23 protein-coding genes are annotated in these 22769 nt (G+C 31.5%); 22 read left to right on the forward strand and 1 reads right to left on the reverse strand.

All coding sequences use genetic code 11. From position 1 onward, the window contains the following. Window positions 1-62: 62 nt before the first annotated feature. From Q0V67_RS03325 to Q0V67_RS03430, 22 genes are all read left to right on the forward strand, one after another. Window positions 63-476, forward strand: a complete 414-nt coding sequence (locus Q0V67_RS03325; protein ID WP_297597036.1) for a biotin/lipoyl-containing protein — start codon at window positions 63-65, stop codon at window positions 474-476. Window positions 477-490: 14 nt separating this feature from the next. Next, window positions 491-1837 carry an acetyl-CoA carboxylase biotin carboxylase subunit gene (accC, locus tag Q0V67_RS03330; protein ID WP_297597039.1) on the forward strand — a complete coding sequence of 449 codons (1347 nt, stop codon included), beginning with the start codon at window positions 491-493 and terminating at the stop codon, window positions 1835-1837. Between the two features lie 66 nt (window positions 1838-1903). Then, complete coding sequence (locus Q0V67_RS03335) at window positions 1904-2284, forward strand: Asp23/Gls24 family envelope stress response protein (protein ID WP_297597040.1); 381 nt, start codon at window positions 1904-1906, stop codon at window positions 2282-2284. Between the two features lie 59 nt (window positions 2285-2343). After that, window positions 2344-2853: an alkaline shock response membrane anchor protein AmaP gene (amaP, locus tag Q0V67_RS03340; RefSeq protein WP_297597042.1), complete on the forward strand. Its 510-nt coding sequence runs from the start codon at window positions 2344-2346 to the stop codon at window positions 2851-2853. A gap of 12 nt (window positions 2854-2865) precedes the next feature. Next, window positions 2866-3078 carry a DUF2273 domain-containing protein gene (locus tag Q0V67_RS03345; protein WP_297597044.1) on the forward strand — a complete coding sequence of 71 codons (213 nt, stop codon included), beginning with the start codon at window positions 2866-2868 and terminating at the stop codon, window positions 3076-3078. A 12-nt stretch (window positions 3079-3090) separates the two neighbouring features. Next, a complete protein-coding gene (gene nusB / locus Q0V67_RS03350) occupies window positions 3091-3498 on the forward strand; it encodes a transcription antitermination factor NusB (RefSeq protein WP_297597046.1) in 408 nt (135 codons plus the stop codon). Window positions 3499-3568: 70 nt separating this feature from the next. After that, on the forward strand, window positions 3569-5068 hold the full coding sequence (locus Q0V67_RS03355) for a YifB family Mg chelatase-like AAA ATPase (RefSeq protein WP_297597048.1): 1500 nt from the start codon (window positions 3569-3571) through the stop codon (window positions 5066-5068). A gap of 145 nt (window positions 5069-5213) precedes the next feature. Then, window positions 5214-5762 carry a ferritin family protein gene (locus tag Q0V67_RS03360; protein WP_297597050.1) on the forward strand — a complete coding sequence of 183 codons (549 nt, stop codon included), beginning with the start codon at window positions 5214-5216 and terminating at the stop codon, window positions 5760-5762. 117 nt (window positions 5763-5879) lie between these two features. Beyond that, entirely contained in the window at window positions 5880-6440 is a 561-nt protein-coding gene (gene cobU / locus Q0V67_RS03365) for a bifunctional adenosylcobinamide kinase/adenosylcobinamide-phosphate guanylyltransferase (RefSeq protein ID WP_297597052.1), read from the forward strand. Window positions 6441-6455: 15 nt separating this feature from the next. Beyond that, window positions 6456-7220, forward strand: coding sequence for an adenosylcobinamide-GDP ribazoletransferase (gene cobS, locus Q0V67_RS03370; protein WP_297597053.1), 765 nt, complete (start codon window positions 6456-6458; stop codon window positions 7218-7220). Between the two features lie 7 nt (window positions 7221-7227). After that, window positions 7228-7815 carry a histidine phosphatase family protein gene (locus tag Q0V67_RS03375; RefSeq protein ID WP_297597055.1) on the forward strand — a complete coding sequence of 196 codons (588 nt, stop codon included), beginning with the start codon at window positions 7228-7230 and terminating at the stop codon, window positions 7813-7815. Between the two features lie 5 nt (window positions 7816-7820). Further along, entirely contained in the window at window positions 7821-8870 is a 1050-nt protein-coding gene (gene cobT, locus Q0V67_RS03380; protein WP_297597057.1) for a nicotinate-nucleotide--dimethylbenzimidazole phosphoribosyltransferase, read from the forward strand. A 21-nt stretch (window positions 8871-8891) separates the two neighbouring features. Continuing rightward, entirely contained in the window at window positions 8892-9584 is a 693-nt protein-coding gene (gene radC, locus Q0V67_RS03385) for a DNA repair protein RadC (RefSeq protein WP_297597059.1), read from the forward strand. 51 nt (window positions 9585-9635) lie between these two features. Next, window positions 9636-12470 (forward strand): excinuclease ABC subunit UvrA, encoded by a 2835-nt coding sequence (gene uvrA, locus Q0V67_RS03390; protein ID WP_297597061.1) that lies wholly within the window; start codon window positions 9636-9638, stop codon window positions 12468-12470. A 10-nt stretch (window positions 12471-12480) separates the two neighbouring features. Beyond that, window positions 12481-13080 (forward strand): Holliday junction branch migration protein RuvA, encoded by a 600-nt coding sequence (gene ruvA, locus Q0V67_RS03395; RefSeq protein WP_297597063.1) that lies wholly within the window; start codon window positions 12481-12483, stop codon window positions 13078-13080. A gap of 4 nt (window positions 13081-13084) precedes the next feature. Beyond that, window positions 13085-14389: a PhoH family protein gene (locus Q0V67_RS03400; RefSeq protein ID WP_297597065.1), complete on the forward strand. Its 1305-nt coding sequence runs from the start codon at window positions 13085-13087 to the stop codon at window positions 14387-14389. A gap of 77 nt (window positions 14390-14466) precedes the next feature. After that, window positions 14467-14691, forward strand: coding sequence for a preprotein translocase subunit SecG (gene secG / locus Q0V67_RS03405; protein ID WP_297597067.1), 225 nt, complete (start codon window positions 14467-14469; stop codon window positions 14689-14691). Between the two features lie 72 nt (window positions 14692-14763). Next, window positions 14764-15993 (forward strand): replication-associated recombination protein A, encoded by a 1230-nt coding sequence (locus Q0V67_RS03410; RefSeq protein ID WP_297597069.1) that lies wholly within the window; start codon window positions 14764-14766, stop codon window positions 15991-15993. Between the two features lie 13 nt (window positions 15994-16006). Then, window positions 16007-17248, forward strand: a complete 1242-nt coding sequence (gene hisS, locus Q0V67_RS03415) for a histidine--tRNA ligase (RefSeq protein WP_297597071.1) — start codon at window positions 16007-16009, stop codon at window positions 17246-17248. A 19-nt stretch (window positions 17249-17267) separates the two neighbouring features. Continuing rightward, window positions 17268-19052, forward strand: coding sequence for an aspartate--tRNA ligase (aspS, locus tag Q0V67_RS03420; protein WP_297597073.1), 1785 nt, complete (start codon window positions 17268-17270; stop codon window positions 19050-19052). Between the two features lie 324 nt (window positions 19053-19376). Beyond that, window positions 19377-21089 carry an arginine--tRNA ligase gene (gene argS, locus Q0V67_RS03425; RefSeq protein ID WP_297597076.1) on the forward strand — a complete coding sequence of 571 codons (1713 nt, stop codon included), beginning with the start codon at window positions 19377-19379 and terminating at the stop codon, window positions 21087-21089. Between the two features lie 124 nt (window positions 21090-21213). Next, window positions 21214-22395: a putative manganese transporter gene (locus Q0V67_RS03430; RefSeq protein WP_297597079.1), complete on the forward strand. Its 1182-nt coding sequence runs from the start codon at window positions 21214-21216 to the stop codon at window positions 22393-22395. A 31-nt stretch (window positions 22396-22426) separates the two neighbouring features. On the opposite strand, the gene Q0V67_RS03435 is transcribed toward Q0V67_RS03430, so the two are convergent. Next, the gene (locus Q0V67_RS03435; RefSeq protein ID WP_297597081.1) at window positions 22427-22750 is read right to left on the reverse strand and encodes a hypothetical protein; all 324 of its coding nucleotides are present in this window, start codon (window positions 22748-22750) and stop codon (window positions 22427-22429) included. Window positions 22751-22769 lie beyond the last annotated feature (19 nt).

A 22769-nucleotide genomic window follows, 5' to 3' on the forward strand; every position in this document is an offset into this window, starting at 1 on the left:
TATCTTGAATGATTTTAAAAATTGTGATAAAATAAGTAATATAAATATAGGTGGAGGAACTTATGAAAAAAGAAGAGTTTCAAGTTGAAGATTTAATTAATATTTTAAGTGAGTGTGGTCTTACAGAGTTAGAGTACCAACAGGATGAAAATATAAAGATTAAAATAAAAAAATCACCTGAACCTAAAAAAACATTTGTGAAAGAAAAGCTAGAGGTTTCTAAAGTAGTTCAGAAAAAAGATGAACTGATAAAAACAATAGTTTCTACAGGTATAGGTAAATATTATTATGAAAATTTAATATCTATTGGAGATAAAATAAAAGTAGGTCAAGATTTAGGATATATTTTTGTAATGGGATTAAAAACTCCTTTAAGAGCTACCGTAGGTGGAGAAATAACTGAGATAACTGTTGAAAATGGTGGGATAGTAGATTATGGAAAAATTCTAATAAAAGTGAAGTCTACAGGAAGATAATCGGGAGGAAACAGATGTTTAAAAAGATATTGATTGCCAATAGAGGGGAGATTGCAGTAAGAATAATAAGAGCTGCAAAAGAACTTGGTATAAAAACTGTTGCTGTTTATTCGGAAGCAGATAAAGAGAGCTTGCATGTTAGATTAGCTGATGAAGCTGTTTGTATAGGTGGAGCATTAAGTAATGATTCATATTTAAAAATTCCTAATATTTTAGCAGCCGCGGAAATAACAGGAGCAAATGCAATACATCCTGGATATGGATTTTTATCAGAAAATGCAAGATTTGCTAGAATTTGTGAAACGCATAATATAACTTTCATAGGACCAAGTCCTGAAGCGATTGAAAGAATGGGAGATAAAGCTACAGCAAGAAAAACCGCAATAGAGAACAATGTACCCTTGACAAATGGAACAGGCATTGTTAGAAATATTGAGGATGCTAAAAAAGAAATTCAAGAAAGAATTGGATATCCCGTGATGGTAAAAGCAACTGCCGGTGGTGGTGGAAAAGGGATGAGACTTGCTAGAACAGAAGAGGAGTTAGAAAGCAAGATTATAGCTGCTCAAACAGAAGCGGATTCAGCTTTTGGAAATCCGGATGTATACATAGAAAAATTTGTAGAGGATCCTAGACATGTTGAGGTACAAATTATTGGAGATAAACATGGAAATGTAATCCATCTAGGAGAAAGAGATTGTTCAATCCAAAGAAGACATCAGAAGTTAATAGAGGAGTCACCATCATATAAGCTACCATCAAAAGTTAGAAAAGCTATGGGAGAGGCTGCAGTTAAACTGGCAAAATCAATAAGCTATGATTCCGCAGGAACACTTGAGTTTTTAGTAGATAAAGATGATAATTTTTATTTTATGGAGATGAACACAAGAGTTCAAGTTGAACATACAGTAACAGAGATGGTAACAGGAATAGATATTATAAAACTTCAGATAAAGGTAGCTGAAGGAGAGAGAATAAATATATCACAAGAAGATGTAGTTCTATTTGGCCATGCTATAGAGTGTAGAATTAATGCTGAGGACACAGCAGCAGGATTTTTACCTTCACCAGGGAAACTAGAAACATATATTGTTCCAGGTGGACCAGGAGTAAGAGTGGACTCGCATTCATATCAAGGATATGAAATATCTCCATATTATGATTCGATGATTGGAAAGTTAATAGTTCACGGCATAACAAGAGAAGAGGCTATTGAAAAAATGAAAAGAGCCTTAAGTGAGTATATTATCGAGGGAATTGATACAACAATTCCTTTCCATTTAAGTGTTTTAGATAATAAAGTTTATAGAAACGGAAAAGTGACTACAAAGTTTATAGAGGAAAATTTCGAAAAAAAATAAAAGAAAAGCTAGGAAAAAAATAAAATTAATGTAATAATATAAATATAAAATCTACGGAGGTGTTTTATGAACGAATTAGGGAATATAAAGATAGCAGATGACGTTGTAAAAACTATATCAGCTAAAGCAGCTCAAGATGTTTCGGGAGTTTATAAATTAGCAGGTGGAGTAGCAGATGAAGTGAGTAAAATGCTAGGAAAAAAAAGACTTACAAATGGGGTTAAAGTTGAAGTCGGAGAAAAAGAGTGTAGTGTAGAGGTTTATATTATTGTAGAGTATGGATATCAAATTTCAGAGGTAGCTCAAAATGTTCAGAAGAATGTTTTAGCGGCTATAAGTACAATGACTGGATTGAAAGTTGTAGAAGTAAATGTTTTTGTTCAAGATGTAAAAATCCTATCGGATTCAGATCAAGACGAGAGACATGAAGATATAGAGATTGTATAAAAGGAACAAAGAGGCGTTCAAAATACGCCTCTAATCTTTCTTTATAGGGGTGAGTTTTAGTGATAAAAAAAATAATATTTTTCTTTGCTTGGATAGGAATATTTGTGATATCTGTTATAGGAGTCGCGTATATAGCAATGCCTAAATACTTTGTTACTGTGGATACGAGCTCACTTTTGTTTAAATTAACAATATTAAATGTAGCTTTAGTTTATATGTTTATATCAATTTTAAAACTATTTTCCAATTTTTCAAAAGAGGAAGATTATGTTATAAAAAATGAATATGGATCAGTTCATATATCAACAGATACAGTAAAAAATCTAATTAGAGAGATATTATCAAAAGATAGAGATATAAAAGGATTAAAGATCGATTGTGGGAATAAAGGTAAAAAATACTTTGTAAAAATAAATTTAGATATGCTATCGAATTCTAGTTTATCAACAAAAACAACGGATATACAGAGTTTGATAAAAGATAACTTAGAAGAAAAACTAGATTTAAAAGTTGATTATATAGAGGTAAAAATATCAAAATTATCTATAAAAAAAGATCCAGTTGAATAAGGAGGCATAGAGATGAACTTAGAAAAAATTATTGAAAATTTTATTCTTAACTTTAAAAAATATCTATATGCTATAATAGGCCTTATAAGTGGAGTTCTTTTAATTGAATATGGAATTTTAAAGGCAATATTTATATTGGTTTTAGGTTTTGTAGGATATAAAATAGGAGATACAGGGTTTCAAAACAAAATAAAAAAACAAATATTAAATAGATTAAAGGATTAGAAAGGAAACAAAATGAGTAGAAGAGTAGCGAGAGAAGAGTTATTTAAAATAGTTTTTGAGTCGGAGTTAAATGAAGTTAAAATTGATGAGACTTTAGAAAGTTATTTGTTGAGAGATGATACTAAATTGAATACAAATGAGAAGGAGTTTATAGAGAAATATTCAAAAGGAATGTCTATAAATGATGAAAAAGTGGTAGAAACTTTAAAAAATAACATAACAGGTTGGAGCTTAGAAAGGGTTGGAAGTGTAGAAAAAGCACTTTTAAAAATAGCAACTTATGAGGTTTTATTTGAAGATGTTCCAGCAGAAATTGTGGTTAACGAGGTTGTAGAACTAGCTAAAAAATATGGGGACGAAAAATCTCATGAATTCATAAATGGAGTTTTAGCTAAAATAGTAGTTGAAAAGAATAGTTAATTAGCTTCAATGGAAGAGCAAAATTATTTGCTCTTCTTTTTTTTGTATTTTTTATTTGTGGGAGGTTTTTATGTTAGTAAAAATATTGAGCTCAAGTTATTTAGGGATTGAACCATTTTTAGTAGAGGTAGAAGTGGATGTTGTGAATGGATTGCCAATATTCAATATAGTAGGACTCGGTGATGCCACAATATCAGAAAGTAGAGATAGAATAAGATCGGCTATAAAAAATATGGGTTATATGCTTGAACCGAGAAGATTGATAGTAAATTTGACTCCTGCAAATATAAAAAAATCTGGATCCCAATTTGATTTACCAATAGCTTTGGGGATTATGTTGGGAATGAAATTTATTTCTGATTATAGAGGAGTATTGAGTGAATATTTAGTTATGGGAGAACTTTCATTAACTGGTGAAGTTAGAAGAACTGAGGGGGTTATAAGTGGAGTTTTAATGGCAAAATCTCAAGGATTTAAAGGGGTTATAATTCCAGAAACAAACTTTGAAGAAGCTTCAATAATAAAAGGAATCCACATAGTTCCAGTAAAAAATATAAGAGATGCTGTCAATTTTATAGAGTTGGGTGAGGTTAGAAGTAAAAGAACAGCTTATAATTTTAAGGAAAAAGAGCTATTGATGGATATGTGGGATGTAAAAGGACAAAGCACAGCTAAAAGAGCTTTAGAAATATCGGCAGCGGGAGGACATAATATAATAATGGTGGGATCTCCCGGAAGTGGGAAATCAATGTTGGCAAAAAGGTTGATAACTATTTTGCCATCGATGTCTGAAAAAGAGATTATAGAGACGACAAAAATATATAGTGTTTCAGGAGAATTGGATGAAAAAAATCCAATTATAGTAAATAGGCCATTTAGGGATCCTCACCATACATCAACAGCGACAGCTATAATTGGTGGTGGAAGAATACCAAAACCGGGAGAGATTAGTTTAGCAAATAACGGTGTGTTATTTTTAGATGAATTTACAGAATTTGATAGAGTAGTAACTGAAAGTTTAAGGGAACCTTTAGAAGAAAAAAGAATATCCATAACAAGAAGTTTAGGTAAAATGGAGTTCCCAGCTAAAATGATATTTGTAGCAGCTTGTAATCCGTGTCCGTGTGGAAATGGGTTTGATGAAGATTTATGTACATGTACACCTTTTGATATAAGGAGGTATTTAAAAAAACTTTCTGGGCCTATAATAGATCGAATAGATTTATATATAGAGATATACCGTTTAAATGAGAATGAAATATTAAAAGATAGTCGTGGGGACAAATCAGAAGTGATTAGAGAAAGAGTTTTAAAAGCTAGAGAGTTTCAAAAAAATAGATTTGGAAAAGAGAAATTAAATGGAGATATGCTCAACCATGATATTGAAAAATATTGTGTTTTAGATAAAGAGTGTGAAAAAATAATGAGAGGAGCAATTAGGAGTTTAAATCTTTCGATGAGAACATACCATAAAATATTAAAAGTAGCAAGGACAATAGCCGATTTAAGTTCGAGTAAAGATATAGAAAAATCACATTTAATGGAAGCTATAACATATAGAAAAAATTAATAAAAAAAAATAAAAAAAGTTTGACATAACTACGAAAAAGGTGTATATTATATTTATGAACAGATTTGTAACGATTACAAATTAGAAATCAAAACAAAAATGAAAAAATAAATATAAAATACAATATTTCGAGGAGGATTTTAAAATGGCAAAAGTAAAATGTACAGTATGTGGAGAAGTTTTTGAAGAGGCTTTAGGGGCATGTCCTTTATGTAAAGTTGGATTAGATAAATGTGTTGCTTATGATGAAACAGCAGGAAGAGTTTGGGCAACTGAACATAAAGTAGGAGAAGGTTTAGCTTGTAATGATCAAGAGATTCTTGAAGGATTAAGAGCAAACTTTAACGGTGAGTGTATGGAAGTTGGTATGTACTTAGCTATGGCTAGAGTTGCAGATAGAGAAGGGTACCCAGAAGTAGCAGAAGCTTATACAAGAATAGCTTTTGAAGAAGCTGGACATGCGGCAAGATTTGCTGAGTTATTAGGAGAAGTAGTAACTGATTCAACTGAAGAGAACTTAAAAAGAAGAGTGGAAGCAGAATACGGAGCAACTTCAGGGAAGTTTGAGATTGCAAAGAGAGCAAAACAATTAGGACTTGATGCTATCCATGATACAGTTCATGAAATGGCAAAAGACGAAGCAAGACATGGAAGAGCATTCTTAGGATTATTAGAAAGACATTTCCAAAAGTAAAAAATTGTAAACAAAGAGCACTTAACATTAGAGGTTAAGTGCTCTTTTTCGTTTGTTGAAGTTTTGACTGTATTGTGATACTATTAAGATATTATAAGACTGGAAAAGGTGAGTGAATTGGGGAAAATAATTTATATTACAGGTGGAGCTAGAAGTGGGAAAAGTAGATTGGCAGAAGAGCTAATTTTTGAAAGTAAAAAGGATAGGATTTATGTAGCAACCTCGATAACGTTTGATGAAGAGATGAGAGAAAGAGTAAGGCTTCATAAACTTCAACGAGGCGAAGAATGGATAACTATTGAGGCATATAAGGATATTTATAAATATCTAGAGATGTATAAGAATAAAAATATGATTGTCCTTTTAGATTGTTTAACAAATATGGTCAGCAACAATATGATTTTGGATACGGAAAGAGACTGGGATAATCTTTCTCAGGAGGAGTTAGCGAAAATAGAGAAAAATATAGAGAATCAAGTAATAAAAACTTTAGAATTTGTAAAAGAGAGTACACTTGATATAATTGTTGTTTCAAATGAGATAGGGATGGGGGTTGTACCGCCATACGCATTAGGGAGATATTTTAGAGATATCTGTGGAAGAATGAATCAACTAGTTGGAAATAGATCGGATGAAGCTCATTTAGTAGTTTCAGGTTTTAAATTAAAATTAAAATAGAGTTTGGAGGAAGATATGAAAGGTTTAGCATTACTTTTTAAATTTATGACAAGGCTGCCATTTCCTGGTGGAAATAATTTCGATTCAAAAGAACTAGGAAAAGGGATGAAGTGGTTTCCAGTTGTTGGTATGGTAATAGGGGCTATAAATTTGATAGTCGCAACAGTTTTAGAAGGGAGTATACCATCACCTTTGTTGATGTCAATAATTTTGGTAACACTGGATGTAATAATGACGGGTGGACTTCATTTGGATGGATTAGCTGACACTTTTGATGGAATTTTTAGTTATAGAAGTAAACAAAAGATGTTAGAGATAATGAAAGACTCTAGGGTAGGAACAAATGGAGTCTTAGTATTAGTACTGTATTTTATATTTAAAATAGCATTTTTAATGGAAACATCAGAATTTTTTGGAGTTAGTCAAGGTGTAATAATGCTGATAGTACCTGTTTTGTCAAGGATTAATAGTGTTGTTAACTGTACATTTGAGCCATATGCAAGAGCGAGTGGCATGGGAAAAACATTTGTAGATAACACTGATGGAATGGGATTAGGTATTTCATACTTATTAGTAACAGGATTTTTATATTTAGTATCAAACTACTTTAATCTTCCTTTTGTGAATATGTTTATAATTTTAAATATAATGACAGCGACAGGATTTTTCTTTGGAAAATTAATAACTAAAAAAATTGGTGGAATTACGGGTGATACTTTGGGGGCACTGCTAGAACTCTCATCGGTTTTAGCATTAGTTCTTATGTATATAATATTGTAGGTGAAAAATGGGGAAGATAATTTTAGTTAGGCATGGAGAAACGGAATTAAATACGGCAGGAGTATTTTTTGGTATAATGGACCCTATACTTACTCCTGAAGGAATGGAACAAGCGGAGAGTGCTAAGAAAATATTAAAAGAATTAGAATACCATAAAATATATACAAGCGACTTAAAAAGAGCAAAAGAAACAGCAGAAATTATAAATTATAAAAAGATAAATTTAGTATTAACAAAAGAGTTAAGAGAGATAAATTTTGGAATATTTGAAGGTTATAGTTATCAACAACTCTTAGAAAAATATCCAGCAGAAGTGAAAAAAAGTCAAGAAGACTGGGAAAATTATAATTATGAAACGGGCGAGAGTGTATTACAACTCCAAAAAAGAGCGATAGATTTCATTGAAAAAGAGTTAGATTTAAATAAAAATACTGTTTTAGTAACCCATTGGGGAGTTATTAATACAATTTTGAGTCATTATTTTTCTGTTGGATTAAATGCTTATTGGAAATTTAGTGTGAAAAATGGCGGAATAGTAATTATAGAATTTTCAGAAGGGTATCCAATTTTAAAAGGGCTCAATATAGGGGGATAGTAAAATTGAAAGAGATTGAAAATATTAAAAGAGAGATAAGGGCTGTAGATGAAGAAGCTATGAGAACTTGCAAAGAGATTTTGGACTCACGAATGAAACCAGAAAAAAGTTTAGGAATATTAGAAGATTTATCAATAAAAGTTGCAGGAATAACTGGAAAACCATTGAATGAATTAAAAAGAGGATGTCATTTTATAGCATCAGCAGATAACGGTGTTATAGAGGAAGGGGTATCATCTTGTCCACTTGAGTATACAAGAATTGTGTCGGAAGCCATGCTAAGTTCTTTTGCTGCAATTGGTATTTTATGTAAAAGTCTAGATATTCCATTAAATTTAATAGATGTTGGAATAAATGGGGATATTTTAGGTAATTATGAAAATTTATATAAAAGAAAGGTTGCCTATGGGACAAAAAATTTTGTTTTAGAGCCAGCTATGAGCGAATCTGAGGTTATAAAAGCGATATCTGTCGGAGTGGAAATGATAAGGAGTAAAAAAACTTTTGATTTTTATTCAAATGGAGAGATGGGGATAGCTAATACAACGACAAGTTCAGCAGTTCTTTATGCTTTAACTGAGGAAAGTATAGAAAGAGTTGTTGGAAGAGGTGGAGGACTCTCAGATGAAGGATTAGAAAAAAAGAAAAATGTTATACTTGGGGCCTGTAAAAAATATAATCTATTCAATAAAGATCCGATTGAAGTTCTAAGAACAGTAGGGGGATTAGATATAGCTTGCATGGTTGGACTTTATCTGGGTGCAGCTCTGGAAAGAAAACCTATGTTGATAGATGGATTTATATCGGCAGTAGCAGCTCTGGTAGCCACAAGAATAGAGCCAAAAGTTAAAGGGTATATAATAGGAACTCATATGAGTGAAGAACCAGGTATGAAAATAGTTATGGACGCTTTAGATTTAAGCACTTTTTTACAATTAGAGATGCGTTTAGGTGAAGGAACAGGAGCAGTTTTGGCATATCCAATTTTAAAGGCAGCTGTAGAAATTCCTAAAGTTATGAAAACTAAGGATGAGGTTTATAAAATATTTCAATAAAAGTAGTGAGGGGTGATGGATTTGGAAAAAGACCAAATGTTAGGACACCGAAAGAGATTACGTGAGAAGTATTTAAAAACGGGTTATAAAGGGTTTGAAGATTATGAAATTTTAGAACTTATATTAACGTATTCAATAAAATTGAGGGATTGTAAAAGTATCGCTAAAGATCTGTTGGGTAGATTTAAAACCATTGAAAAGGTTTTAAAAGCTGAGGTCAATGATTTGCAAAAAATAGATGGGATAGGAAAAGAGACAGCAATATATTTAAAAGTTATAGGAGATGTGACTCTGAACCAATACTATAAAAATATTCATAAAATGAATATTACATCTTTAAAAGGTAAGAGCGAATTAATAAATTATTTAAAAGGAGATGTGGGCTTTTTAAAGAGTGAAGAGTTTAAAGTGATATATCTAAGTAGTGATAATAAAATAGTTTGTGATGAAATTCTTTTTAAAGGAACAATTGACAGAAGTGTTGTATATCCTAGGAAAATAATGGAGAGAGCTATAGATAATAGAGCTAAAGGAATAATTTTTGCACACAATCATCCAAGTGGGAATTTAACACCTTCTAAAAAAGATATAGAGCTAACTTTAGAAATGCAGAGTATATTAGAGAAAGTTGATATAAAACTTTTAGATCACATAATTGTGAGCGAGGAGTCACATTTTAGTTTTTATGAAAATGGATTAATAGAATATTATTAACTTTTACCCTCTTATCAATTAAGAGGGTCTTTTACTAAGGAGTGAGAAAATATGTTAGATAAAATAATAATAAAAGGTGCAAGAGAGCACAATTTGAAAAATTTTGATATAGAGATCCCTAAATATAAATTTGTTGTGGTAACAGGAGTGAGTGGAAGTGGGAAGTCATCACTTGCTTTTGATACAATCTATTCTGAGGGGCAAAGAAGATATGTCGAGAGTTTATCAGCGTATGCTCGGCAGTTTATTGGGCAGATGAAAAAACCAGAGGTAGATAGTATTGAAGGGTTAGCTCCAGCAATTTCAATAGAACAAAAAACAACGAATAAAAATCCTAGATCTACAGTGGGGACAGTTACAGAGATATATGATTACATGAGACTTCTATTTGCACATATCGGTGTTGCTCATTGTCCCATTTGTGGAAAAGTTGTTGAAAGACAAAGTGTTGATGAAATTGTAGAAAATATTTATGAAAAATTTAAAAATAAAGATAAGTTAGTAGTGATGAGTCCAGTTATAAAAGATAAAAAAGGAACCCATAAAAATTTGTTTTTAAATTTAGTAAAAAAAGGATTTGTAAGAGCTAGAGTAGATGGTGAAATACTATACTTGGAAGAGGAGATAGGTTTAGATAAAAATAAAAAACATAATATAGAAGTTGTTGTGGATAGAATTGTTGTGGATAAGGAGGAAGATGAGTTTAAAAGTCGGTTAACCCAGAGTATTGAACAGGCAATTGAACTTTCAGAAGGAAAGGTAATAATAAATTGGGGTGAAGCAGAACATATATACAGTGAAAATTTTTCTTGTCCAGATCACGAGGATATAAGTATTCCAGATTTAACTCCAAGATTATTTTCTTTTAATGCACCATTTGGAGCTTGTCCTGAGTGCAAGGGAATAGGTAAAAAGTTAGAAATAGATGAAAGTCGTTTAATAGAGGATGAAAATTTATCAATATTAAAGGGTGGGCTTTATGTGCCGGGAGCAGCCTCGGCTAAGAAGGGATATGCTTGGACAATATTTGAGTCTATGGCTAAAAAATATGATATTGATTTAGAAAAGTCTGTAAAAAATCTATCAAAAAAGGAGTTAGATATAATATTTTATGGTACAAGTGGTAAAAAGTTCAGAGTAGATTATGACTCAAAAGAATTTAGTTTTCACGGAGAAAAGGACTATGAAGGTATTGTTAAGAACTTAGAAAGAAGATATAATGATTCATTTTCAGAAAGCATGAGAGAAGAGATTGAAAATCGTTTTATGATTGATAGAATATGTAAGGTTTGTAATGGAAAAAGGTTAAAACCAGAAGTTTTAGCAGTGACAGTTTGTAATAAAAATATAATTGAAATAACGGAGATGAGTATAAAGAATTCACTTTTATTTTTTGAAAATATTATACTTACAGAAAAAGAGACTCAGATTGCTTCTGAAATTTTGAAAGAGATAAAAGAGAGAATAAGTTTTATGATCAATGTTGGATTGGATTATTTAAGTTTGTCTCGAGAAACAAAGTCTTTATCAGGTGGTGAATCTCAAAGAATAAGGTTGGCAACCCAGATTGGATCCGGTCTTACAGGTGTATTATATGTTTTAGATGAACCGAGCATAGGACTTCACCAAAGAGATAATGACAAACTATTATTAACTTTAAACAGATTAAAAGATTTAGGAAATACTTTAATTGTAGTGGAGCACGATGAGGATACCATGTATCAAGCGGATTATATATTGGATATGGGTCCTGGAGCTGGAAGTTTTGGAGGTGAAATTGTAGCCAAAGGAACACCAAGTGAGATTATAAATAATCCTGATTCTATGACTGGAAAGTATTTAAAAGGAGAGATAGGAATACCTGTACCAAAGGTTCGAAGAGATTCTCAGGGATATATCTCATTAAAAGGTGCTAAAGGAAATAATCTAAAGAATATTGATGTGGATATTCCTTTAGGCATACTTACTGTTGTGACAGGAGTGAGTGGAAGTGGGAAATCAACACTTATAAATCAGACGCTATATCCAATACTGTTTAATAAACTAAATAAAGGGAAACTCTACCCTTTAGAATATAAAAATATAGAGGGCATTGAACAATTAGATAAAGTTATTGATATAGATCAAAGTCCGATTGGAAGAACTCCACGTTCAAATCCAGCTACATATACAAAGGTTTTTGACGACATAAGAGATATTTTTTCTCAAACAAAAGATGCTAAATCTAGGGGATATTCAAAAGGAAGATTTTCTTTCAATGTAAAAGGTGGACGGTGTGAGGCTTGTCAAGGAGCCGGAATAATAAAAATTGAGATGAATTTTTTACCGGATGTATATGTGGAGTGTGAAATTTGTAGAGGTAAAAGATATAACAGAGAGACTTTAGAAGTTTATTATAAAGGAAAGAATATATCGGACGTTTTGGATATGAGTGTTGGAGAGGCCTATGATTTTTTTAAAACTATTCCAAGTTTAGAAAGAAAATTAAAAGTTTTGGTGGATGTGGGTCTGGATTATATAAAATTGGGGCAACCAGCAACAACTTTATCTGGAGGAGAGGCTCAAAGAATAAAACTAGCTAGTGAACTTTCGAAAGTTTCTAAAGGGAAAACAATATATATTTTGGACGAACCGACAACAGGATTACACTTTGAGGATATAAGAAAGTTATTAGAAGTTATAGATAGGCTTATAGAAAGAGGTAGTACAGTTATAATTATTGAACATAATCTAGATGTTATAAAAAATGCTGATTATATAATAGATATAGGACCTGAAGGTGGAGATGGTGGTGGAAAAGTAATTTTAACAGGAACGCCAGAGAAAGTAGCATCATCTAAAAAAGGATATACTGGAAAATATCTAAAGAAAATTTTGAAAAAATAGGGAGATAAAAATGTTTGAGTATTTAAATGGAGTTATAAAAGTAAAAAAACCGGAATATTTAGCTATAGATGTAAATGGTGTAGGTTATAGAGTCTATATAACTTTAAAAACTTATGATCAAGTACAGATAGATGAAAGAAAAGAGTTGTTTATTTATAATGTTATAAAAGAGGATGCATTTAAACTTGTTGGGTTTTTACAGGAGAGAGAGAGAGTACTTTTTGAGATGCTTATTGGAATAAGTGGAATAGGGCTATCTTTAGCGCTTTCTATAATGTCAACTTTTTCAATAGATAACTTAAGAGAGATTGTTTTAAATGAAGATTTTAAAACTTTAAAAAGAGTTCCAAAATTAGGTGAGAAAAAATCTAAGCAAATAATAATTGATTTGAATAATAAAATAAAAACTTTAAATCTTATGTCAATGGAGGATCCGGCTGGAGAAAGTCTGAATAACTTGATTGAGGATGAGCTTTATTTAGCACTGGAATCTTTAGGCTATAGTAAAAAGGAAATAGATACACTGATAAGTAAAGATGAGTTGAAAGGGTTTAAAACTATTGAAGAAGCAGTAAAAGGAGTTTTAAAGAAAATTCAATTAAGGGGATGATTCTATGAGAAAAATCTATGTTCTAGACACAAATGTTTTAATACATGATCATCGAAGTATTTACAGTTTTGAAGACAACGAAGTAGTTGTTCCAATATTTGTAATAGAGGAGATTGATAAATTAAAAAGGAATACAACAACGGCAATTCAAGCTAGATTAGCTGCTAGAGAGTTGGATGAAATTAGAAAAAAAGGGTGTATAGCAAAGGGTGTAGAGCTAGATAAGGGAATAACCTTTAGAGTGGATATAGGAAATTATTCAGAACTGTTACCGCCTCCTTTAAAGAGCGATTCAGTGGACAATATGATAATTTCAACAACAATAGGAATAAAAAATAAAAATCCAGATATGAAAGTTATATTGATTACAAAAGATATCAATATGAGAATAAAAGCTGATGCTTTAGGAATAGAAGTTCAAGATTATGAAACAGATAGAACAGATTACACAACTCTTGATGATGGATATACAGAGATCGAGGTAGAAAAAGAGGTATATGAGAAATTTGATAGCTCTGGAAAGATAAATGTTTGGGAACTTGGAAAAGAATATCATTTTACAGAAAATATGTTTATAAAATTTAAATATAACGAGAAAACAACATTTGGAAGGTATCAAGGTGGTAAAATTAGAAGAAATTTGGAAGGGAAAGTTGTTGCTTGGGGAGCTAGAGCTAGAAATGATGAGCAAGAATATGCTATGGAGCTTTTGATGGATGAAAATATAAAGGTTGTGAGTTTAGTTGGAAGAGCTGGGACAGGGAAGACTTTATTAGCAATAGCATCCGGATTAGAGCAGGTTGTGGAGAGAAAAAAGTATAAAAAACTTTTAATAGCAAGACCAATTATCCCTATGGGAAAAGACTTGGGATATCTTCCAGGAAGTGAAGAAGAAAAGTTAAGACCGTGGATGCAACCGATCTATGACAATATAGATTTTTTAGCTGAAACGAAGGGCGAAAGAACGGGTGAAATAGTTATAAACGGTCTTCAAACTATAGGATTATTGAAGATAGAAGCTCTTACTTATATCAGAGGAAGAAGTATTCCAAATGGATTTATAATAATAGATGAAGCTCAAAATTTGACGCCTCTTGAAGTTAAAACGATAATAACAAGAGCTGGAGAAAATACTAAGATAGTATTGACAGGAGACCCTGATCAGATAGATAGTCCATATCTAGATGCGGATACAAATGGTTTGACATATCTTTCTGATAAGTTAAAAAATGAGGGGATTGCCGGACATATAACTTTAAAAAAAGGTGAACGTTCCGCTTTGGCTGAAATAGCTGCGAAACTTCTATAATTTTTTCTTTTATTTTAGCGATATATATATTATAATACTGTATAAGATAGAAGTCTAAATTTGGGAGGAGTAAAGTTATGGAAACATTATTGACAGTATTCTTATTTGTATTTGCTGTAGCTTTAATTATATTAGTTCTTATTCAACCAGATAGAAGCCATGGTATGTCAGGTAGCATGGGAATGGGAGGTTCAAACACTGTATTTGGAGTTTCAAAAGATGGTGGACCACTAGCTAGAGCAACTGAAGTAGTAGCATTTTTATTTATACTTTCAGCACTTCTTCTGTATCTAGTAAAATAGTTAAAAGAGTTAAAGGCGTGTTGGGGTACACAATGCGCTTTTTTATATTTAAAGGATAGGTTGTGATTTGAGATGCAAAGTATTTTTAGTGGGAATTTTGAAAATGCAAAACCACTTTCAATGAGAATGAGACCCATAGTACTAGAAGATTTTGAAGGACAAGAAAAAATTTTAGGAAAAAATGGTGTTTTAAGAAAAATAATAGAGGGTAAAAATTTATCAAATATGATATTATATGGACCTTCAGGAAGTGGGAAAAGCTCTTTAGGAGAGATAATTTCTAGAGAATTAAACTATAATTTTGAAACTTTAAATGCAACAATTGCCAGTTTAAATGATTTAAGAGAGATAGTTGAAAAAGCAAAAAGAAATTTAGAACTCTATGGAAAAAAAACAATACTTTTTTTAGATGAAATTCATAGATTTAATAAAACGCAACAAGATGCGTTACTATCCTATACAGAAGTAGGAATTTTAATTTTAGTTGGCGCTACAACTGAAAATCCATATCATAATCTGAATAATGCTCTTATATCAAGATGTTTAATTTTTGAATTTAAAGCTTTAACAAGAGAAAATATAAAAAGAATTCTTTTAAAGGGTGAAAAATTTCTAGAGATAGAATTACCACAAGAGATAAGAGAGGTTATACTGGATATTTCCCAAGGTGACAGTCGAGTAGCTCTTAACTATCTAGAACTTTATAAGAGTAGCTGTAATGGATACAGCGAGAGTGAAGTAATTGAACTCTTTAGAGAAAGAAGAGCATCCTATCATAAAAAAGATGATAAATATAATCTCATTTCTGCCATGATAAAAAGTATTAGAGGGAGTGATCCTGACTCAGCAGTATACTGGTTAGCTAGACTTTTGCATGGCGGAGAAGATCCAAGGTATATAGCTAGAAGAGTTGTTATACATGCCAGTGAGGATATTGGGATGGCTAATCCAGAGGCTATGTTAATTGCAAATAGTGCGATGAATGCCAGCGAAAAAATAGGGATGCCAGAAATAAGAATAATACTCTCCCAGGCTGTAATTTATTTGGCTATTTCAAGCAAAAGTAATTCAAGTTATACAGCGATAGATAAAGCCTTAGAGGATATTAAAGCGGGAGATTTAGAAACAGTTCCTATCCATATAGGAGATAGAGCTGTTGGATATAAGTATCCACACGATTATTCAAATAATTTCGTGGATCAAAAATATAGAGATAAGAAAAAAGAATATTATACTCCAGGAAATAATAAAAATGAAAAACTTATACAAGAAAAACTTGATAAATTGTGGCAATTAAAATAATTGAGGTGATAAAATGAAACTGATAAAAGCAGTAAGAGGGACTAAAGATATCTTTGGTGATGATGGAATAAAGTATGACTATGTAACGAGAGCAGCTCAAGAGTTCTTTTCAAATTATGGATATACAATGATAAAAACTCCAATATTTGAAGAGACAGACCTTTTTAAAAGAGGAGTAGGAGAGGGAACTGATATAGTTGAAAAAGAGATGTATACTTTCAAAGATAGAGGAGAAAGAAGCATAACATTAAGACCTGAAGGAACAGCGGCAGTAGTTAGATGTTATTTAGAAAATAAAATATATGCAAAAGAGGAAACTTCAAGGTTTTTCTATGCAGGGTCAATGTTTAGATATGAAAGACCACAAGCTGGAAGACAAAGAGAGTTTAATCAAATAGGGGTAGAGGTATTAGGAGAAAGTTCTCCAATACTAGACGCTGAAGTTATAGCTATGGGATTCTCTTTTTTAGATAAAATAGGAATAACTGATTTAGAGGTAACTATAAACTCAGTTGGAGAAAAAGAGACAAGAGTTAGATATAGAGAGTCGCTTTTAAGTTTCTTAGAGCCTATAAAAGAAGAGCTTTGTGAAGATTGTAAAATGAGAATGGAAAAAAATCCATTAAGAGTTTTAGATTGTAAAGTTGAAAAATGTAAAACATTGACAGCGGATGCACCAATCATAACAGATTCTTTATCTCAAGAGGAAAAAGAGCACTATGAAACAGTGAAAAAGTATTTGACAATATTTCAAGTGAAGTACAAAGAGGATCCAAGACTTGTAAGAGGGTTAGATTATTATTCAAGTACTGTATATGAGATAGTTACAAATAAATTGGGATCACAAGGAACTGTTTTAGGTGGTGGAAGATACGATAATCTATTGAAGCAACTTGGAGATAAAGAGATTCCAGCATTTGGATTTGCAGCGGGAGTAGAAAGAATTATGATGCTTTTAGGAGATGAGTTTCCAAAAAGAGATTTAGATATATATGTTGCATGGTTAGGAGATGAAACAAAGGAGTTTGCATTTAAATTAGCCAATGATTTGAGATTAGATGGAAAAACAGTTGCAATCGACTATAATACAAAAGCGATGAAAGCTCATATGAAAAAAGCCGATAAAGTAGGAGCTAAAAATGTTGTTATAATAGGCGATGAAGAAATGAATAAAGGTGTTGTAATGTTAAAAGATTTTATAAATAGAACTCAAGAAGAAATAAAAGTAGAAGATTTAAAAAAAATATTAAAATAATAGAAAAGGAGAGAGGAATATGACTTATTATAGAACTCATAACTTAGGTGAATTAAGATCTTCAAATATAGGTGAAACAGTTACATTGTCAGGATGGGTAGACACTAAAAGGGATTTAGGTGGATTGACATTTATTGATTTGAGAGATAGAGAGGGGAAAACTCAAATAGTTTTCCACACAGACATAGCTGAAATTTCAGTGGTTGAACTTGCACAAAAGTTAAGAAATGAATCAGTAATAAAAATAACAGGTATAGTAAAAGAAAGACAGAGTAAAAACGCTAACATTCCTACAGGAGATATTGAAGTTTTTGCAACGGAGTTAGAGGTGCTAAACGCTTGTGACGTTCTTCCATTCCAAGTTTCTGGAGATGAAAACTTAGGAGAGAATATCAGATTAAAATATAGATATTTAGATCTAAGAAGAGCTCAAATGACAAGAAATTTAAAAATGAGACATAAAATGATAATGTCTATAAGAAATTATATGGATGAAAAAGGATTTTTAGATGTGGATACTCCTATTTTAACTAAATCTACACCAGAAGGAGCAAGAGATTTCCTAGTTCCAAGCAGAATAAATCCAGGTGAATTTTATGCACTTCCACAATCTCCACAGTTATTTAAGCAACTGTTAATGATTTCAGGAGTAGAGAAATATTTCCAGATCGCTAAGTGTTTTAGAGATGAGGATTTGAGAGCGGATAGACAACCAGAATTTACACAACTGGACATAGAGATGTCTTTTGTTGAACAAAAAGATATAATGAATGAAATTGAAGGTTTGGCAAAAAGAGTATTTAAAAATGTAACTGAAGAATCTGCTGATTATGAATTCCCAAGAATGCCTTATGCTGAAGCTATGGAGAGATTTGGTTCAGATAAGCCAGATGTAAGATTTGGAGTAGAGTTAAAAGATTTAACAGATATTATGGCAACTTGTGGATTTAAAGGATTTAAAAGTGCTGTAGAAGCTGGTGGGATAGTTAAAGCTGTTGTTGCACCGGGTGTAGCAGAACAGTTTTCAAGAAAAATATTAACAGAGTATGAGGATTATGCAAAAACATACTTTGGAGCAAAAGGGATGGCTTGGATAAAGCTAACAGAAGAGGGAGTAAATTCTCCAATAGCTAAATTCTTTACAGAAGAGGAGATGGCAGCTATAATTGCTAAAACAGAAGCAAAAGTTGGAGATGTAATTATGATAGTTGCAGATAGAGCAAAAGTTGTATATGGAGCTTTAGGTGCAGTTAGATTAAAATTAGGAAAAGAGTTAGGGCTTATAAATAATGATGAATTTAAGTTCTTATGGATAGTAGATTTCCCAATGTTTGAATATGATGAAGAGGAAGCTAGATATAAAGCTCAGCATCACCCGTTCACTTCAATAAAGTCTGAAGATATGCAGATGTTTTTAGATGGAGAGATGGACACGGTGAGAACAAACTCTTATGATTTAGTACTGAATGGTTCTGAAATTGGTGGAGGATCGATTAGAATATTCAACCCAGAAATTCAAAGTAAAGTTTTTGAGCAATTAGGTTTATCAAAAGAAGAAGCGCAAGATAAATTTGGATTCTTTATAGATGCATTTAAATATGGAGCTCCACCACATGGAGGATTAGCATTTGGAATAGATAGATGGTTAATGGTTATGTTGAAAGAGAACTCAATAAGAGATGTAATACCGTTCCCTAAAACAAATAAAGGTCAATGTTTAATGACAGAGGCACCGAGTAAAGTGGACGATAAGCAACTAGAAGAGTTACACCTAGACTCAACATATAATTTAGAAATAGTATAAGTATAAAAAATATAAGTATCATATATATTTTTTAATTGAAAAAAAAATATAGAAGTGATATAATTCTCTTAAGAATAAACATTTCTGGTCTATTCGCTATTATCCGGAGGTTTTGGGCCTAAGGTCGCTAATGGGATTGGCGCTGCTACCCGCAATTCAGAAAAGTCACGGAAACCCTTGTTTCACGGACCCTGTATGCGTGGTAGTATCTGATTACCACTTACAAGAGATGGCGACCAAAACCGTAAGGAAGGCGGTAGACTGGAACTATTCTTTGGGGACTTTCGGGTCCTTTTTTTTATTTCACAACGAAAGGGGTTATAAATGATAACTATTGAAAAACAGATAGAAAAAATATTATTCGACACAGTAAAAAATCTTTATGTAGATAAAGATTTAAAACCAATAGAGATAACAGTGGCAACAAATGAAAAATTTGGAGATTTCCAATCAAATTTTGCAATGATGAATTCCAAAATAATTGGGGGAAATCCAAGAGCGATAGCTGAGAATGTGGTGAATAACTTAGTAGAAAATGAAGTGATTGATAAGATAGAGATTGCAGGTCCAGGATTTTTAAATATATTTTTAAAAAATACGTTCTTAGGTGAGATTATAAAAAAAATATCTCAAGAAAAATATGAATTTAATGAACTAGATACAAAGGGGGATGTAATCATAGATTATTCATCGCCAAATATAGCTAAAAGAATGCATATTGGACATTTAAGATCAACAATAATTGGAGATTCAATCAAAAGAATGTATAAATTCCTAGGGTATAATGTTGTTGGAGATAATCATATCGGCGATTGGGGAACTCAATTTGGAAAATTGATTATAGGATATAGAAACTGGCTGAATCAAGAGGCATATAAAGAGAATGCTATAGAGGAGTTAGAGAGAGTATACGTAGAGTTTACTAAGCAGAGTGAAGAGCATCCAGAACTAGAAGATCAAGCTAGAGAAGAATTAAAAAAACTTCAAGATGGAGACGAAGAAAATTATAGATTGTGGCAAGAGTTCATAAAAGTATCTCTTGATGAGTATGGAAAACTTTACTCAAGAATGGGAATAACGTTTGATACTTATTATGGAGAGTCTTTTTATCATAATTTAATGCCTGGTGTGGTTAAAGAGTTAGAAGAGAAAGGGATTGCTGTAGAAGATCAAGGTGCGAAAGTAGTATTTTTCCCAGAAGAGGATAAAATAAACCCATGTATTATTCAGAAAAGAGATGGGGCATTTTTATATGCGACATCAGATATAGCTACAGTTAAATATAGATTAGAAAACTATGATGTAAATAAACTGATATATGTAACAGATGAAAGACAACAGGATCATTTCAGACAATTTTTCAAAATAACAGATATGTTGGGATGGAACGTTGAAAAACAACATGTTTGGTTTGGTATAATGAGATTTTCGGATGGTGTATTCTCAACTAGAAAAGGAAATGTAATAAGATTAGAAGAGCTCTTAGATGAAGGGAAAAGAAGAGCTTATGAAATTGTAAATGAAAAAAATTCTGAATTATCAGAAGAGGAAAAAAATAATATAGCTGAAATAGTAGGAGCAGGAGCAATAAAGTATGCAGATTTATCTCAAAATAGACAGACAGCTGTTATATTTGAATGGGATAAAATACTTAGTTTTGAAGGAAATACAGCTCCATATCTACAGTATTCGTATGCGAGAATCAAGTCGATCTTAAGAAGAGCTGAGGAGCAAAATAAAGTTTTAAATAAAGAGATAAAGATAGAGTTCCAAGACAAGGCTGAAAGAGGGTTAGCACATCATTTGACACAGTTTCCAAGTGTTGTTTTAAAGGCCGCTGAAAGCTGTAGACCTAATCTAGTGGCAGATTATTTATTCGAGTTATCAAAGAAGTTTAATAGTTTTTATAACTCTTGTCCAATATTAAATCAAGAGGATAATGTTTTATACTCTAGACTTTTATTAGCAGAAAGAACAGCTTCTGTATTAAAAGAAGGATTAAATTTATTAGGAATTAACACTTTAGAAAGAATGTAAAAACAATATGAAAATCCAGAAAGTTGTAACTTTCTGGATTTTTTATTTTTAAAAAAGAATTTAAAAAAAGTGAGGTATAAAATATAAAATGGAAATATAAATATTTCTATTTTGAGGAGGGACAATGGAATTTTTTAATATGGTATACTCTGTGGGGGTAGATTCTTTTTTTAAAGTTGGAGTTTTTGTTTCTATTTCACTTTTAATAATAGGTTTAATAGATTATAAGTTTAATGGATTGTTGTTGAGAATGATAGAAAAAAATCAAAAAAATCAAAGATTTTTTGCATCATTAATGGGGTTAATTCCGGGATGTGGTGGTGCAATAGTAATAGTTCCACTATATATATCTGGAAAGGTTAGTTTTGGAAGTCTTGTAACAGCATTTATAACCACGATGGGGGATGCGGCGTTTGTTTTAATGGCTGGAGATATTAAGGCCTATTTGGGAGTCCTGATAATAAGTGGTACTGTTGGGATTTTAACAGGAATAATTATTGATAAATTGAATATAGGAAAAAATATAAAATTATCTTTTTTCAATGAAAAAATAGACGAAGAAAAAAACGATATGGTATCTGAAAATAAAATTGAAAAAAATTATAAACATCTAGGTCACACCAAAGGAGATATTATAGGCGAAGTTTTACATAAAAGAAATACTCATAGGTATATCTATATTTTAACTCATAGAGTTTGGTATAAAATATTTTGGATAATAGTTATACTTTCTATTCCTTTAGCTTTTGATCATGTTTTTGGGGAGCATGAGCATAATTCGAAAGAAAGTTATGAGTCTGTATTTCAGGGCGTTGGTTTTTTAGGAACAATATTATGTATAGTTTATACAGGAATAAGTAGAAAAACCATAAAAGGAAGTGATTTTGATAAAACAGAGAGTAAATTAAACTCATCTAAGGAAACGTTGATACATACAGCTGAAGAGGTAGCTTTTTTAGTAACGTGGGTTTTTATTGCCTTTTTATTGTATCAAATATTATTGCAGTTTATAGGTGGTGAGTATCAATTAAGAGACTTGTTGAATAAAAATGGATTTTTGGTGGTTATAGGAGCAATACTGATAGGAATACTTCCTGGGTGTGGACCTCAAATATTATTAGCAGCAATATATATATCTGGAGGGATTCCTTTTTCAGCTCTTGTGGCAAATGCAATTTGTAATGATGGAGATGCATTATTTCCACTTTTTGCTTTAAGTAAAAAATCCGCATTTTTAGTTACTATTTGTAATATAATTCCGGCTCTTCTAGTTGGAAGTATATTATATATCTTTGAAAATATATAATATAAAAGACGGCTTACACCGTCTTTTATATTTACATTTCATCCATAAAATCATCAAGATCAACAAGAGAGCCAATTAACTCTAAATAATGTTTATTTGTAGTTGTAGAAACTCTGTTGATTTTAATAAGACCTTTATCTGCTAAAATAGAGCTATTAGAATTTATTTCATCAAGAGAATATTCTGTTAGTGATTTCTCTAAATCCAAAGTAGTTAAAACTTTTTTTTGAAGTTCAGTAGTACTTCCATTAGCCATACACCCGAGAGTAATAATCTCTTTTTCTTCTAAAATATCTCCTTGAGATTCAAACTCTAAAAGTGTTCTGAAAATTTTTTCTTGTAGTTTTTTATTCATAAAAATCCTCTCCCGTATA

The sequence above is a fragment of the uncultured Cetobacterium sp. genome, assembly GCF_947072685.1.
Lineage (GTDB): Bacteria > Fusobacteriota > Fusobacteriia > Fusobacteriales > Fusobacteriaceae > Cetobacterium_A.

Coding starts and splice junctions, on each gene's coding strand:
- aspS (WP_297597073.1), top strand. CDS start 17,268: ATGACTTATTATAGAACTCATAACTTAGGTGAATTAAGATCTTCAAAT.
- Q0V67_RS03435 (WP_297597081.1), bottom strand. CDS start 22,750: ATGAATAAAAAACTACAAGAAAAAATTTTCAGAACACTTTTAGAGTTT.
- uvrA (WP_297597061.1), top strand. CDS start 9,636: ATGTTAGATAAAATAATAATAAAAGGTGCAAGAGAGCACAATTTGAAA.
- hisS (WP_297597071.1), top strand. CDS start 16,007: ATGAAACTGATAAAAGCAGTAAGAGGGACTAAAGATATCTTTGGTGAT.
- cobS (WP_297597053.1), top strand. CDS start 6,456: ATGAAAGGTTTAGCATTACTTTTTAAATTTATGACAAGGCTGCCATTT.
- Q0V67_RS03400 (WP_297597065.1), top strand. CDS start 13,085: ATGAGAAAAATCTATGTTCTAGACACAAATGTTTTAATACATGATCAT.
- Q0V67_RS03360 (WP_297597050.1), top strand. CDS start 5,214: ATGGCAAAAGTAAAATGTACAGTATGTGGAGAAGTTTTTGAAGAGGCT.
- accC (WP_297597039.1), top strand. CDS start 491: ATGTTTAAAAAGATATTGATTGCCAATAGAGGGGAGATTGCAGTAAGA.
- Q0V67_RS03335 (WP_297597040.1), top strand. CDS start 1,904: ATGAACGAATTAGGGAATATAAAGATAGCAGATGACGTTGTAAAAACT.
- Q0V67_RS03375 (WP_297597055.1), top strand. CDS start 7,228: ATGGGGAAGATAATTTTAGTTAGGCATGGAGAAACGGAATTAAATACG.
- Q0V67_RS03430 (WP_297597079.1), top strand. CDS start 21,214: ATGGAATTTTTTAATATGGTATACTCTGTGGGGGTAGATTCTTTTTTT.
- argS (WP_297597076.1), top strand. CDS start 19,377: ATGATAACTATTGAAAAACAGATAGAAAAAATATTATTCGACACAGTA.
- Q0V67_RS03345 (WP_297597044.1), top strand. CDS start 2,866: ATGAACTTAGAAAAAATTATTGAAAATTTTATTCTTAACTTTAAAAAA.
- ruvA (WP_297597063.1), top strand. CDS start 12,481: ATGTTTGAGTATTTAAATGGAGTTATAAAAGTAAAAAAACCGGAATAT.
- Q0V67_RS03355 (WP_297597048.1), top strand. CDS start 3,569: ATGTTAGTAAAAATATTGAGCTCAAGTTATTTAGGGATTGAACCATTT.
- Q0V67_RS03325 (WP_297597036.1), top strand. CDS start 63: ATGAAAAAAGAAGAGTTTCAAGTTGAAGATTTAATTAATATTTTAAGT.
- Q0V67_RS03410 (WP_297597069.1), top strand. CDS start 14,764: ATGCAAAGTATTTTTAGTGGGAATTTTGAAAATGCAAAACCACTTTCA.
- nusB (WP_297597046.1), top strand. CDS start 3,091: ATGAGTAGAAGAGTAGCGAGAGAAGAGTTATTTAAAATAGTTTTTGAG.
- secG (WP_297597067.1), top strand. CDS start 14,467: ATGGAAACATTATTGACAGTATTCTTATTTGTATTTGCTGTAGCTTTA.